The sequence below is a fragment of the Pseudomonas sp. PDM26 genome (assembly GCF_019219185.1).
Classification (GTDB): Bacteria; Pseudomonadota; Gammaproteobacteria; order Pseudomonadales; family Pseudomonadaceae; genus Aquipseudomonas.
Map to the genome: position 1 here is coordinate 113,509 of NZ_JAHUWC010000012.1, position 14,601 is coordinate 128,109.

At 57.6% G+C, this 14,601-nt stretch carries 11 protein-coding genes and 1 tRNA gene; 4 read left to right on the plus strand and 8 right to left on the minus strand.

Going from position 1 to position 14,601, the window contains the following annotated elements; genetic code table 11:
* The first annotated feature begins 6 nt into the window (after window positions 1-6).
* Window positions 7-2,151 carry a 3-hydroxyacyl-CoA dehydrogenase NAD-binding domain-containing protein gene (locus KW849_RS22555; RefSeq protein WP_218431332.1) on the plus strand — a complete coding sequence of 715 codons (2,145 nt, stop codon included), beginning with the start codon at window positions 7-9 and terminating at the stop codon, window positions 2,149-2,151.
* A gap of 95 nt (window positions 2,152-2,246) precedes the next feature.
* On the plus strand, window positions 2,247-2,969 hold the full coding sequence (locus KW849_RS22560; protein ID WP_218431333.1) for an amidotransferase: 723 nt from the start codon (window positions 2,247-2,249) through the stop codon (window positions 2,967-2,969).
* A gap of 100 nt (window positions 2,970-3,069) precedes the next feature.
* Here the strand turns inward: KW849_RS22560 and KW849_RS22565 are convergent, their stop codons facing one another.
* The 3 genes from KW849_RS22565 to KW849_RS22575 form a co-directional block, all read right to left on the minus strand.
* The gene (locus KW849_RS22565) at window positions 3,070-4,041 is read right to left on the minus strand and encodes a magnesium and cobalt transport protein CorA (RefSeq protein ID WP_218431334.1); all 972 of its coding nucleotides are present in this window, start codon (window positions 4,039-4,041) and stop codon (window positions 3,070-3,072) included.
* A gap of 163 nt (window positions 4,042-4,204) precedes the next feature.
* On the minus strand, window positions 4,205-4,927 hold the full coding sequence (locus KW849_RS22570; RefSeq protein ID WP_218431335.1) for a 1-acyl-sn-glycerol-3-phosphate acyltransferase: 723 nt from the start codon (window positions 4,925-4,927) through the stop codon (window positions 4,205-4,207).
* Between the two features lie 214 nt (window positions 4,928-5,141).
* Window positions 5,142-5,831: a crotonase/enoyl-CoA hydratase family protein gene (locus KW849_RS22575; protein ID WP_218431336.1), complete on the minus strand. Its 690-nt coding sequence runs from the start codon at window positions 5,829-5,831 to the stop codon at window positions 5,142-5,144.
* A 308-nt stretch (window positions 5,832-6,139) separates the two neighbouring features.
* Between KW849_RS22575 and KW849_RS22580 the strand changes: the two genes are divergently transcribed.
* A tRNA-Ser gene (locus tag KW849_RS22580) sits at window positions 6,140-6,229 on the plus strand.
* A gap of 155 nt (window positions 6,230-6,384) precedes the next feature.
* Here KW849_RS22580 and KW849_RS22585 read toward each other — a convergent pair.
* The 4 genes from KW849_RS22585 to phbB form a co-directional block, all read right to left on the minus strand.
* Window positions 6,385-6,651 (minus strand): hypothetical protein, encoded by a 267-nt coding sequence (locus tag KW849_RS22585; protein WP_218431337.1) that lies wholly within the window; start codon window positions 6,649-6,651, stop codon window positions 6,385-6,387.
* Window positions 6,652-6,732: 81 nt separating this feature from the next.
* Entirely contained in the window at window positions 6,733-8,436 is a 1,704-nt protein-coding gene (gene phaC, locus KW849_RS22590) for a class I poly(R)-hydroxyalkanoic acid synthase (protein WP_218431338.1), read from the minus strand.
* Window positions 8,437-8,608: 172 nt separating this feature from the next.
* Window positions 8,609-9,787 carry an acetyl-CoA C-acetyltransferase gene (locus KW849_RS22595; RefSeq protein WP_218431339.1) on the minus strand — a complete coding sequence of 393 codons (1,179 nt, stop codon included), beginning with the start codon at window positions 9,785-9,787 and terminating at the stop codon, window positions 8,609-8,611.
* 65 nt (window positions 9,788-9,852) lie between these two features.
* Window positions 9,853-10,599, minus strand: coding sequence for an acetoacetyl-CoA reductase (phbB, locus tag KW849_RS22600; RefSeq protein ID WP_007988010.1), 747 nt, complete (start codon window positions 10,597-10,599; stop codon window positions 9,853-9,855).
* A 271-nt stretch (window positions 10,600-10,870) separates the two neighbouring features.
* Here phbB and KW849_RS22605 point away from each other — a divergent pair, with 271 nt between their 5' ends.
* Window positions 10,871-11,986, plus strand: a complete 1,116-nt coding sequence (locus KW849_RS22605; RefSeq protein ID WP_218431340.1) for an AraC family transcriptional regulator — start codon at window positions 10,871-10,873, stop codon at window positions 11,984-11,986.
* Between the two features lie 14 nt (window positions 11,987-12,000).
* On the opposite strand, the gene KW849_RS22610 is transcribed toward KW849_RS22605, so the two are convergent.
* Window positions 12,001-14,424 (minus strand): DUF3141 domain-containing protein, encoded by a 2,424-nt coding sequence (locus tag KW849_RS22610; RefSeq protein ID WP_218431341.1) that lies wholly within the window; start codon window positions 14,422-14,424, stop codon window positions 12,001-12,003.
* Between the last annotated feature and the right edge of the window lie 177 nt (window positions 14,425-14,601).

The window sequence follows — 14,601 nt, forward strand, 5'->3', positions numbered from 1 at the left end:
CCAGTTATGAGCGAAGCCATTCGTTACGAAAAAGGCCAGGACCAGATCGTGGTCCTGACCATCGACATACCGGGCCAGAGCGCCAACACCATGAACGCGGTGTACCGCGAAGCCATGGCTGACTGCGTTGCGCGCCTGGTGGCCGACAAGGACAGCATCGTCGGTGTGATCATCACCTCGGCCAAGAAGACTTTCTTCGCTGGCGGCGACCTCAATGAACTGATCAAGGTCGGCAAGCCCGAAGCCAAAGCCTTCTACGACATGGTGCTGACCCTCAAGGGCCAGTTGCGCACCCTGGAAACCCTCGGCAAACCGGTAGTCGCGGCGATCAACGGCGCGGCACTCGGCGGCGGCTGGGAAATCTGTTTGGCCTGCCATCATCGCGTGGCGCTGGACAATCCTTCGGTGCAACTTGGCCTGCCGGAAGTCACCCTCGGCCTGCTGCCGGGCGGCGGTGGCGTGGTGCGCATGGTGCGCATGCTCGGCCTGGAAAAGGCCCTGCCGTATCTGCTCGAAGGCAAGCGGGTGCGGCCGCAACAGGCATTGCAGGCAGGGTTGATCGAGGAACTGGCGAGCGATCACGAAGACTTGCTGGCCAAGGCGAAGGCGTGGATTCTCGCTAACCCGACGGCGATACAACGCTGGGATGTGAAGGGCTACCAGATTCCGGGCGGTACACCGTCAAGCCCGAAAGTCGCCCAGATGCTGGCGATCGCGCCCTCGATCCTGCGCAGTAAAACCCAGGGCACGATGCCCGCGCCGGAGAAAATCCTCTGTGCGGCGGTCGAGGGTGCGCAGGTGGATTTCGACACGGCGCACCTGATCGAAACCCGCTATTTCACCGAACTGACCACCGGCCAGGTCTCGAAAAACCTGATTGGCACGTTCTGGTTCCAGCTCAACGAAATCAATGCCGGAGGCTCGCGGCCTCAAGGTTTTGAACCGTATGTCACTCGCAAAGTCGGCGTGCTCGGCGCCGGGATGATGGGCGCGGGGATTGCGTTTGTCAGCGCATCGGCAGGTATCGAAGTGGTGCTCAAGGACATCAACCTCGCCGCGGCAGAGAAGGGCAAGGCGCATTCGGCGGCGCTACTGGACAAGAAAGTCGCTCGCGGACAAATGAGCATCGAGCAACGCGACACCGTTCTGTCACGCATTCAAACCAGCGAAAGCGATGCCGACCTGGCCGGTTGCGACCTGATCATCGAGGCCGTGTTCGAGGACCGAGATTTGAAGGCCAAGGTTTCGTTGGCTGCGCAGAAGGTCGTCGGCGCGGACGCGGTTATCGCTTCCAACACCTCGACCTTGCCGATCAGCGGCCTGGCGTGCGCCGTGCCCGACCAGAGTAAGTTCATCGGCCTGCATTTTTTCAGCCCCGTGGAGAAAATGCCGCTGGTGGAAATCATCAAGGGCGCCAACACCAGCGACGAAACCCTGGCCCGCGGATTCGATTACGTCCTGCAAATCAGGAAAACCCCGATTGTGGTCAATGACAGCCGCGGTTTCTTCACGTCGCGGGTGTTCGGCACCTTCACCAACGAAGGCATCGCCATGCTGGGCGAAGGCGTGAGCGCGGCGATGATCGAGACTGAAGCGCGCAAGGCCGGCATGCCGGTAGGACCGCTGGCGATTTCTGACGAGGTTTCCCTCAACCTGATGAGCCATATCCGCCTGCAAACCGCCAAGGACCTGCAAGCAGAAGGGAAACCGCTGATAGAACATCCAGCATTTGCCGTGATTGACGTGCTGCTCAATGAGTTCAAGCGTCCAGGCAAGGCTGCCGGTGGAGGTTTCTACGAGTATCCGGTGGGCGGCCAGAAACACTTGTGGCCTGAATTGAAAACCCGCTTCGAGAAAGCTGACGGGCAGATTTCGCCCAAGGACGTGCGTGATCGGCTGCTGTTCGTACAAGCCATCGAAACCGTGCGCTGTGTGGAGGAGGGCGTTTTGACCTCGACGGCGGATGCCAACGTCGGCTCGATCTTCGGCATCGGGTTCGCCGCCTGGACCGGCGGTGCTCTGCAGTTCATCAATCAGTACGGCGTGCACGACTTTGTCGCCCGTGCCCAGTACCTGACCAGGCAATATGGAGAGCGGTTCGCGCCGCCTGCACTGTTGCTGGAAAAAGCGGCGAAAGGGGAGATCTTCTAAGGGCGCGATGACGCATTTCGGGGCTTGCCTTGTCACAGTGTTTCAAGGCAGGCTCTGGGGTGTGCATTATTCCCATCACGTGTCAGGTATTTTTTATGTCGTTACGCATCTGCATTCTGGAAACCGACCACCTGCGTCCGGAATTGGTTGACCAATATCAGGGCTACGGGCAGATGTTCAAACACCTGTTTTCGCAGCAACCGATTGCCGCCGAGTTTACGGTCTACAACGTGGTGCAGGGTGAATACCCAGGCGACGACCTGACATTCGACGCCTACCTGGTGACGGGCAGCAAGGCCGATTCCTTCGGCACCGACCCGTGGATCGAAACCCTCAAGAAGTATCTGCTGACCCGCTACGAGCGCGGCGACAAATTGCTGGGCGTCTGCTTCGGTCATCAGTTGCTGGCGTTGCTGCTCGGTGGCAAGAGCGAGCGTGCGACCCAAGGCTGGGGCGTCGGCACCCACAACTACAAATTGGCCGCCAAGGCGCCATGGATGAGTCCTGTGCGCGAAGAACTGACGTTGCTGATCAGCCACCAGGATCAGGTCACGTCGCTGCCGGAAAACGCCACGGTCATTGCTTCCAGCGATTTCTGTCCGTATGCCGCTTACCACATCAACGATCAGGTGTTGTGCTTCCAGGGGCATCCGGAATTCATCCACGACTACTCCCGCGCCCTGTTGGAGATTCGCCAGCAGGCACTGGGTGAGCAGGTCTACTCCAAAGGTATCGCGAGCCTGGAGCAGGAACACCACGGCGCCACGGTTGCCGAGTGGATGATGCGGTTTGTGGCGCACAAGCCGGCAGCTGTTTAAAACCTGTAGGAGCGAGCTCTGCTCGCGATGGTCGTGAACGATAACGCGCCAAACCTGACAGCCCACGGTGCTCTCAGGTTTTTCGCGAGCGAGCTCGCTCCTACAACCACCCCGACTTCTTGAAACTCGCCCACAACCCCAGACAACCCACCGTAATAAACCCCAGCACTCCGAAATACCCGTAGTGCCAGCTCAACTCCGGTATGTTCTGGAAATTCATTCCATAAATCCCCGCCACCGCCGTCGGGAAGGCCAGGATCGCCGCCCAGGCCGCAAACTTGCGCTGCACCACACTCTGGCGAGAGGCCTCCAGCAGCACCCCGACCTCAATCGTCTGGCTGGCAATATCAGCCAGGGTCGTCAGGTCTTCCATTTGCCGCGTGACATGGATCTGCACATCGCGGAAGTATGGGCGCATGTTTTTATCGATAAACGGGAAGCTCAGCCTCTGCAATTCCTCCCCGATCTCAATCATCGGTGCCACATAACGACGCAAGCGCAAAACATCACGACGCAGGCCATGCAGCTTCTGGATATCGTAGTCATTCAACGAGCCGCATAACACGTTGCGTTCCAGCTCATCGATTTCCCCGTGAATGGCTTCGCCCATCGGCTGGTAGTTCTCGATCACGAAATCGAGGATGGCATAGAGTACGAAATCTTCCCCGTGCTCAAGCAACAGCGGACGCGCCTCACAGCGTTGTCGGACATGGGCGTAGGACGCTGAGTGGCCGTTGCGCGCAGTAATGATGTAGCCATTGCCGGCAAAGATATGTGTCTCGATGAACTCGAGTTTGCCTTCATGGCGGATGGGCGAATAGGTCACGATGAACAGCGCATCACCGAAGGTTTCCAGCTTCGGCCGGCTGTGCTTTTCCAAGGCGTCTTCGATGGCCAGTTCGTGCAGGTTGAACTGGCGTTGCAGATTGTAGAGTTCCTCGGCGTTCGGCTCCTCAAGGCCGATCCAGACAAAGTGCCCTGGCTTTGCCGCCCAGGCTGCGCCTTCGTCGAGGGTGATATTGGTGACTCTCTTACCGGCGCTATAAACCGCTGAAGCAACAACTCTACCCATGATGGTGATTCACTTCTTTTGGCAGTTTTTAATTAGCAGCAAATGCAATGGCAGTGTTGATCAGCTTAGCCTTGTCAGTGTTTGAGAGTCAGTTAATTCTGCTGAGTTCGTCGGTAAAGACTTGCAGGCAAAAGAAAACCCGCACCAGGCGGGTTTTCTTTTTTCAGGCAGCTTGCAGTTGCCGGTCCATCGATTCGATGCATTCACGCATCTGTTCGCGGCACTGGGCAATCAGCAGGGGCATGTCGTCCAGGCTCAATCCGGCGGTGGGAATCGCCGGCAACGAACGAATCAGAATTTTCCCGCTGCGCCAACGGTTCAATCGCATGTGTTTGACGTAACTGCTGACACACACCGGCACGATCGGCACCCCGGCGGCAATGGCCATCTGGAAGGCGCCTTTCTTGAAGGGCAGCAAGTCCTCGCCCAGGTTGCGCGTGCCTTCCGGGAAAACCCAGATCGAGGTGTCTTTGTTTTGCAGGGTGTGGGTGGTGGTCAACATCGACTTGCGCGCCTTTTGTGCATTGCCGCGGTCGATCAGCACATTGCCGGCCAGCCAGAACAGTTGCCCGAACAGCGGTACCCATTTCAGGCTCTTTTTGCCGATGCACACGGTGCGGCGGGGCACCACGTTGCCAAACACAAACAGGTCGTAGTTGGACTGGTGATTGGCGATGATCACGCAACTGTCCGGTTTATCCATCAACGGCCCGACTTCGGCCTTCACCCGCAAACGCAAAATACACATGGCCGGCCATGCGTACAGGCGTGCGCACAGACGGCTGTTGTCCGGGTTGAATGGCCGGCACAGGCCGAGAATCACACCCAGCACACCCGCCACGATAAAGTGCAGGGCCATCAATGACATACGAAACAAAAACAGCATTTACAGGCCCCACCGGGACAAAAGGTGGCGCAGTGTACGGATGTGCACTGTTTTCGGCAATTACTGCCAGGGAAGTGGGAGATAGCCGATGTTTGTACTGATGTTTCCGACCAATCGGCCAGAAGCGATCTAGAGCGGTTACAGAGGTTTAACACAGATATGTATGAAAAAGCCCGACACGTCGGTCGGGCTTTTCGTTGTAGCAGATCCGGGCTTAACCCAAATGCTCCTGGTCCTGGATGATTGCGTTGTCCAGGGCCTCCAGCAGCGCTTTGCGTACTTTCAATTTGGTGTTCTTGTGCGCGGTCATGTTGATCTTCTTCAACTGGCGAGCCGCCGCCAGTGCTGCGCCTTGCAGTTCTTCAGCCGAGACCACGACATCAAGGAAACCGGCCGCCACGGCGCCTTGTGGACTGAACATCTCGCCGTTGACCACCGAACGCTGCAGCGCCACTTTGTTCAGGCGATCACGGGCGATCTCGATGCCTGCGTGGTGCATGGTCATGCCGATCTGCACTTCGTTCAGGCCAATGCTGAACGCACCGTCTACGCCAATGCGATAGTCGGCCGACAACAGCAGAAACGCGCCCTTGGCCACCGCATGCCCCGGGCACGCAACGATCACCGGGAAGGGGTGCGACAGCAGTCGGCGGGCCAGTGTCGAGCCGGAGGTCACCAGTGCCACGGCTTCTTTAGGGCCGGCCGTCATCACCTTCAGGTCATAACCACCGGAGAGAATGCCCGGCTGGCCAGTAATGATCACCACCGCACGATCAGTCACGGCCTGATCCAGCGCAGCGTTGAACTCGGCAATCACATCCGGGGAAATGGCATTGACCTTGCCATTGCTCAAGGTCAGGGTCGCGATACCGTCTTCGAGATGGTAGGAAATCAACTCACTCATGACGCTATTCCTTTCAATAAAGTTGGGCAGACGTTACCCACCGCCGCAGGCCAGGTAAAGCGCCGTGACTGACCCGCCAGTCACCCTTTGCCTGCCCGCCAGGCGTAGCCCGCCGTGCCTGCCGCGCATTCCCCTCTATATAGAAGAGGGCACGAAGCCGGAGATTGGCCGGTTTGCCATGGCCCCGAGCGACCGGAAACGCTGAATCGCGTTAACCGCATGAAAATTCTGAAAAAAATGTTTGCCATCGGAAAAGCTTTCGACTACATTAGCGCGCCTCGACAGACAGAACATGTTTGAAGAGATACGGTGAAGTGTCCGAGTGGCTTAAGGAGCACGCCTGGAAAGTGTGTATACAGGAAACTGTATCGAGAGTTCGAATCTCTCCTTCACCGCCACATTTATACGAAAAAGCCCTGATTATTCAGGGCTTTTTCGTTTCTGCGTTTCTGAAAAAACTCCAGCCCGGCAAATCATTCCATCAGGGATGAAATGGATTGTCGCCCCGTGCCCAATATTTGCCTCACATCCTGGTAGCGATCCGCGAGAATGTTTACCCTGGCATTGCCCAGGATTGCAGCGTGTAGCCCTCCTGGCTCAACTCGGCGCGTACCTCTTCCAGCAGGCTTTCCAGCTGTGCCGGGTCGGAATAGGTACTGGTTGGAATCTGTTTGCGACAAATGTGAGTGCTGGCCCGGTCGATGACAGTCAGACTCAGTTCACCATTACCGCCTTGCGCAGCCCAGGCGACGCATTGAAAAGGTTCGAATGCGTGGCCGGCAATCAGAAGTGCTTCGTTGATGCGCAACGCGGTGCTCATGGGGCCTCTCTCCTTGTACCGAAACAAATGATCCGCAGTTGACCTGCTGCATGAAGTCATGCAGCAGGGAATTTCAGTCTTTCATTGCTTTACATAACTGCCTGGCGCCGGCTCCAGCGGCGGGAATTTGTCATTCCCTATGTGCGCAACCGCTGGTTGGCGCTCGCCGGAGTGTCCCGCCAGCCAGTTGAACCAATCATTCCACCAGCTACCGGGTTGCTGCTCGGCATTCTTGAACCAGGTTTCCGGGTTTTTCGTGACCCGATTATTGGTCCAGTAATGGCGCTTCTGCTTGGCCGGTGGATTGATGACGCCGGCGATATGCCCTGAAGCTCCTAATACAAAACGCTTGGTCCCGGAGAGCAGGTTGGTGCTGGCGTAGGCGCTTTTCCAAGGCACGATGTGATCGTCATGGGTGGCGAGGATGTAAGCGGGAGCGTCAATAGCACGCAAATCAAGCTTGACCCCACAGCACTCCAGCTCGCCTGATTTCAAATCGTTCTGCAGATAGGTGTGGCGCAGATACCAGCAGTACATCGGCCCCGGAAGGTTGGTGCTGTCGTTGTTCCAGAACAGCAGATCAAGCGGGATCGGCTTCTGCCCCTTGAGGTATTTGTCGACGTTGTAGTTCCACCACAGCTCGTTGGGGCGCAGTAGGGAAAAGGTATTGCCCATGTCCTCACCGCGAAACAGGCCGATGGGACCATTCATGCCGCCGATGGTGCGCTCTCGATAGGCCACCAGTTCTTCGTCGACGAATATGTCGATGGGACCGGTATCCAGGTAGTCAAGGAACGTGGTGAACAGGCTCACGCTGGCGATCTCCCTGTCGCCGCGTGCAGCAAGTACCGCCAGTGCCGTGCTCAGCAGGGTGCCGCCGATGCAGAAGCCCACGCAATTGAGTCGCTGCTCGCCGCTGATTTCGCGGGTCACCTGCAAGGCGTCGATTACTCCGTGCTCAATCAGGTCATCCCAGGTGGTGCCAGCGTGTTCCTCGTCAAAGTTGCGCCAGGACATCAGGAATACGGGATGTCCCTGTTCCAGCAGGTGGCGGACCATCGAGTTGTCCGGGCGCAGATCAAGGATGTAGTACTTGTTGATCGACGGAGGTACGACGAATACCGGGTGTCGGTACTGGGTTTCGCTTTGCGGGTAGTACTGAATCAGCTGGAACAGGTGATTCTCAAAGACGATCTCGCCGGGGGTGTTGGCCAGATCGACGCCAACCTTGAAGGCGCCGCTATCACACTGGCGCATTTTGCCTTCGTTCATGTCGCTGGCCAGATGCTGCATACCTGTGAGCAGGCTGGCACCTTGAGTCTCAACCACACGCTGAAGCGCATCGGGGTTACTGACCAGGAAATTGCTTGGCGCACTGGCGGCAATGGCTTGCTCCACCAGATAGCGCAGGCGTTGGCGCGGTTTTTTTTCGTCGATCAGCAGCTTGTCGAGCAGTTTCAGAAGAAAGCTGGAATTGAGCAGATAAAACGCAGCGAGGGAGCCGAACAGTGGCTCGCTCCAGTTGCCGCTGGAGAAGCGTCGATCATCGAAGCTGAAGGGTTGGCCGGTCAGCAGTTTTTGGCCGAGTTGGACCCATTGAACCTGGTAGTCCGCTTGAAGGCTGTCCAGGGTTTCGCGAGGTAACTCGAACCAGGCGCCGTGCTCATGCCCGGAAAACCACGGATTGGTGCTGACCCATAGGCGTAATTGTTGCACTGCAAAGGAAGCGATGAACGGAACCTGGCCTGACCAATAGGTTTTGAATGTATGCGCGTTGTTGTCCATAAAGTTCCTTGCCCATACAGATGAGCCGGGCAGAAAAAAAGCCGCGCTTTGCCGGACTCCGGCGTAGCGACGGCAGGAATGCGGGCAGCGTTGTCTGGCGCCAACCTGACGCCAATCTGATGCGCGGAACAAGGGTCCCAAGTCCGCGCATGGGCTACCCGGATGCCGTTGGTTAGCGCTCGATAGCCAGGCCGACGCCTTGTCCGCCGCCGATGCACAAAGTGGCCAGCCCCTTCTTGCCGTCGCGACGGATCAGTTCGTGTACCAGCGACACCAGAATCCGTGCCCCCGACGCGCCGATCGGATGGCCAAGGGCGATTGCGCCGCCGTTGACGTTGACCTTGCTGGTGTCCCAACCCAACTCTTTACCAACCGCCAGCGACTGGGCGGCGAAGGCTTCATTGGCTTCAATCAGGTCCAGGTCCTCGACACTCCAGCCGGCCTTTTGCAGAGTCAGACGTGTAGCCGGGACTGGGCCGATGCCCATGATCGACGGATCCACGCCGGCGCTGGCATAGGCTTTGATTCGTGCCAGTACCGGAAGGCCCAGCGCTTGTGCTTTAGCGGCGCTGGCCAGCAACAGCACGGCCGCACCATCGTTGAGGGTCGAAGCGTTGCCGGCGGTCACGCTGCCGTCTTTCTGGAATGCCGGTTTGAGTTTCGCCAACGCTTGCGCAGTGCTGTCGATACGAGGCTGTTCGTCGGTGTCGAAGACCAGCGGTTCGCCCTTGCGCTGAGGAATCAGGATCGGGGTGATTTCGCTCTGGAAGCGCCCGCCCTCAATGGCTGCGGCGGCCTTCTGTTGCGAGGCGGCAGCGAAGGCATCCTGTGCTTCACGAGAGATCTCGTACTTCTGCGCCAGATTCTCGGCGGTGATACCCATGTGGTAGTCGTTGAAGGCGTCCCACAGGCCATCCTGGATCATGCTGTCTTGCAGTTGCGCATGGCCCATACGCAAGCCGGTGCGTGCCTTGGGCAGAACGTAGGGGGCCAGACTCATGTTTTCCTGACCGCCAGCGATGACCAGTTCCGCGTCGCCGCAACGGATTGCCTGGACGGCAAGATGGACCGCCTTGAGACCAGAGCCGCAGACCTTGTTCAAGGTCAGGGCAGGCGTGGTGTGTGGCAAGCCAGCCTTGATCGCGGTCTGGCGTGCCGGGTTCTGCCCAGCGCCGGCAGTGAGAACCTGGCCGAGAATCACTTCATCAATTTGAGCAGCATCGATACCCGTCTGCTCCAGCAAGCGGCGAATCACTGCGGCACCCAGTTCGGTTGCGGGAATTGCAGACAGAGCACCCTGGAAGCTGCCAATGGCGGTACGAGTAGCGGCAACGATTACGACTTCGTTCATGCGTGACCTCATCGAAAAGACAAAATTCGTCGAGCAAACCAGGGCATTCCTGCCCTGATCGGGGGTTATTGCATGTTCATGCCGCCGTTTACCGAGAAATCGGCACCGGTGCTGTAGGCGGACTCATCGGAAGCCAGCCAGGCTACGATTGAGGCGATCTCTTCGGGTTGGCCAAGGCGACCAACCGGAGTTGCTGCGATCATGCCTTCCAGAATGTCCGGGCGAATTGCCGCGGTCATGGAGGTCTGGATGTAGCCTGGGGATACGGTATTGACGGTCACGCCCTTGCCGGAGACTTCCCGGGCCAGTGCCATGGTGAAACCATGGATGCCAGCCTTGGCGGCGGAGTAGTTGGTCTGGCCGAACTGGCCACGCTGACCGTTGATCGAGGAGATGTTGATGATCCGCCCCCAGCCTTTGGACAACATGCCTTCAATGACCTGCTTGGTGGTGTTGAACAAGCCCGTCAGGTTGGTCCCGATCACGCTGTTCCAGTCTTCCGGGGTGAGCTTGCGAAAAGACGCGTCGCGGGTGATGCCGGCGTTGTTGACCAGCACATCGATCGGGCCGAATTGTTCACGGGCCATCTCGAAAGCCTTGCGGGTTGACTCCCAATCGGTGACGTCGCCATAGATGAACTCGAACTCGTAACCCGCCTCCAGTTGGCTGGCGCGCCAGTCGTTCTTGCGGCTGGAATCGGAGCTGCAGCCTACGATTACCTTGAATCCTTCCTTGTATAGACGTTGGCTGATTGCCGTACCGATACCGCCCATACCACCCGTTACCAAAGCAATGCGACTACGCGATTCCATACATCTACTCCATTTTTTTGCGCTGCAGGAGAGAGGATTGTTCGATATCGACGGGCCGTGCGGAAGTGTTTGAAGGTGACGTTCTCCTGTCCATCGGTGCCACGCGGGTGTTTTGGCCTGCTGGCAAAAAAATGAGGAGCACCCATACTTGGATCAACTCTTAAAACTCAATGGATAGTTAATATTCCTGAAACACTGTTGAAATATGTTCAGTGCATGTCAGTATCGGCTCCGGACAGGACGTTCGGTTCCATTGGTCAATGAGGACGCCATGTATAGAATGAGTTCGGGTTATGCCAGCATGCTGGCGAATACGTTTTTGGCCCAAGGACTGGATCTTGCCGGTCTGTGCCAGGAGGCGGGACTGGATGTCGGGTTCGTGGGTAGACCAGGGGCATTCTGCGAGCGAAGCATTATCTATAGTCTTTGGGACTTGGCTGCTCAGGCTTCGGATGATCTGAATATCGGTTTGAAAGCCTACGGGGAATTCCATCCCAGTAGTTTTCAGATCGTGGGCTACACGATGATGTCCAGTTCGAATCTGAAAAGAGCGCTTGAACGTCTGGTTCGTTTCAGCCCGTTGATTGGTACCGGATTCAGCCTTTTCCTTGTCAAGGAGCAGCAGCATTACCGATTGGCCAGTCTCGATCATCAGCAACATGGCTCGGTCAAACCCCGGCAATACACGGATGCAGCCTTGGCTTCGCTGCTGGGTTTCTGCCATTGGCTGGCAGGTGGCAAGTCACCGCAACCGTTGAGTGTGGAGTTCACTTATCCCGAACCTGAAGACACGTCGGAGCATCAGCGGCTTTTTGGCTGTCCGCTGAGTTTCGGGGCGGCTTATGACAGCATCTTGTTCGATGGCCAGGAGCTTCTGAGTCCGTTGAGCATGGCCAACGAGGCGTTGGCCACACTCCATGACAGTTTTGCCGAGGCTCAATTGGACCTGTTGTCCGGTTACTCTATGGTTGGCAGGATTCGCGCGCTGATTACCGAGCGCTTGAGCCAGGGGCAAGGCCAAGGGCAATGTGATATGGAATCGATTGCGGCGGCACTGAATATCAGCAAGCGAACGCTTCAACGAGGCCTTGAGAAGGATGGCACGCAATTCAAGGACGTCCTGAACGATGTGCGCCGGCAGATGGCTGACTTCTATTTGCGCCATTCTCATTTCAACTTGAAGCATGTGACTTGCCTGCTCGGCTTCCATGATCACAGCAGCTTCCATAAGGCATGCATCCGTTGGTTCGGTATGACCCCCGGTCAGTATCGAACCGACGAGTTGTCGCCTGTGGTCGAAAAAGTCGCGCGGGTCCGATCCATGAACCTTATCGGTCTGTCCAGAGATCATAAGGTCGCAGGCTTCACCGAACGGATTCACCGCTAATCCCTTGTGAAGTGTCATTGAGGCTTGGGGCCTGTTGTCCCTTTGCTCGCTTTGCGCTTCGGGGCTTTAACTACGATGGCGGGAGCGGGCAGTGGTGTAATCTGCGGCGCCGCAGGTGGCTGCGAAGGGGGCTCCTGCGCGATGACAACTGTTTCACTGGGTGGTTGAGTCAGGCTGAAACCTGGCAGGGGGACTTCGAGCAACGCGTGCAGTTCACGCCAGAATTCGCCTTCAGCTCCAACGGTCGCCAGCAGTTCAGGCATCAATTGCCCAACGGCTGTCAGGACCTGTTGGCGTTCCTTTGCCTCAGGCAGCAACAAGGGCAGGCTGCGCAAGCTTTCTTGCGGGTGGGCGAATACCAGCAGGTTCTGCAATCGGATGGCTTCGCGCAGGGCAGTGGGCTCATTGCTGTAATCCTGGACCAGCAGGTGCACCTGCTGGATCAGCTTCTCGATGCTTTCCTTGCCCGCCTTGTCGCTGTCGCGGCCCAGCAAAAACAGAATCCGCACCAATGCTTCCAGAGGGCCGCCATGAGGCAGCGCATCCTGCAGGCGTTCGATCAGGGCCTGGTCCAGCTGGTCGGCATGTGCCTGGAGATTTCGCACAGGCTTGTTACCGGTGAAGGCACTCAGTGCGCCGTAAATACCGTAAAAACACAGCTCCTGAGTGGCGTCACGCACATCGCGATAAGCATTCAGGGCGTCTTGCATCTGGTTGGAGAACAGCTCCTGCCAGGCCAGCAACGGGTTGTCTTTGCGTGCGGGACGACGATCGCTGCTCACTTGGGAGGCGGTCCCGGCTAACCACCACAGCGCCGGATTCAGGCTGCTCCATAGCACTTGCTGCTGATGGAAGGGGTGCGCCCTGCGCAACAGTTCGGCAATTGGCTCGTTGACGATCTGACGCAGCCACGGACGTATGAACCCGTCGTAAAACGCGCTGTTGATTTCAGAGGCGCGCTCCACCAGAGAAAACTCGCGATCGTCATCACGGGCCGGCTCGACGTCATCATGGATATCGGCGATTCGCCTTGATTCGAAACGCACTCGGTATTGCATGTCATCGCTGCCTGAGGAGGTTGGCAGATCGTCAATCAGCATTTCATACAGTCCCGCCGGCAGCGCCTTGATGGTTTCGACCGCGCCGAGCATCCCACGGTGTTCGCGCCGCGCCACCTTGCCGGAAACAAAAATGCCTAAATGGCCGATGCTGGCGTGCCGCAGGTAGACGATGGTACGTCCTGCGTCATGCAAAGCGAGATCGCTGGGATAGGCATCGGCGATCCAGTTCAATGCCTGCTGGGGAGGGGTGATGTTGTCTCCGTAGGAACAGAACACCACCACCGGTGCTTCGATACGTTTCAGGTCAATGCCGGTGCTCTTGCGGCCGAGACCGCCAGACAACTGGTTGCCGATGAAAAGGTCATCGACAATCATCTCGATCTCTTCGCCATTGAGCAGGGTCGGGCTGCCCCACCAGCGTTCGAAGTCGAGGAAGCGCGCAGCCTCGCTGTCGACCTGGCTGAACAACTGGTAGTACTTGCCCCAATAGGTGTTGGCCGGGTCCAGGTTTTCGAAATTGCTGACCAACCAGGTACCGTCGAAACGGCCATTGCCCAGGTCGCTGCCCAAGCGAGCCATCCAGCCGCCACCCAGCAGGCCACCGGTGTAGCGCATCGGATTGCGTCCATTGACACCGGCCCAGTATGACAAGGGGGCACCATTGATAATGATCAATCCCGGCAGTTCCGGCCGTGTTGCCGCCAGCCCCATCAAGGCCCAGCCGGCCTGGCAGTTACCGATGATGATCGGCTTGCTGTTGGCCGGGTGAAGGGCGCTGACGACTTCGATGAACCGGGCCTGGGCTTCGACGATATCGGCCAGGGTTTGCCCAGGCTGTGGCGAGTGACTGAAAGAGATGAAATAGGTGGGGTGGCCGGCTCTGAGGCTTTCACCTAATACCGAATCCTGTTTGAAGCCGCCGATTCCGGAGCCGTGGCCGCCGCGTGGGTCAATGATGATCACCGGCTGGCCGTTGCTGTCGATTCTTTGCTCTGGTCCGGGGAGGATTTGCAGCAGTGAATAGTTGACCGGGCGTGGGAGATCGGAGCCGGCGATCAGGGTTTCATGATCGAACTTGAGCAGCAGTGGATACCCGGCGCGTTCATGGGCCTGCGTATTGTCGCCGCGCTGGCGCAGGGTGTCCCAGAACAGCAGGCTGCGTTGGCCGAGGTCGGTGAAGTATTCCTGCCAGTCAGTGGGCGTGGGTTGTCTGAGCTGACCCCGCTTCAGAGGCGCGAGGGTTTTTTCCTGGCGCTGGCGCAAAGCATCAAGGACGTTCAGGGCATTGAGGTGCTGCAGATGACTCAGGTGTTCGAACAGGCCGCGTTGAGAGGAGGGTTTTTCATATTGCGATGCAATAATATCTTCCTGACCCATGGTGATCTCCTGGCGTTATGCATGAGAAGAAGCTGCCTGCGCCTCATTAATGAAGAGGGTTTGGCTGGCTGTTCGATGTTAGGAGTCTATAGCGAAAAGAGGCAGGAGAAGAAATTTTTTTGTGCACCGCACAAGAAATCATTGCCAAACGGATTTGTGCACTGCAATATCAAGGCT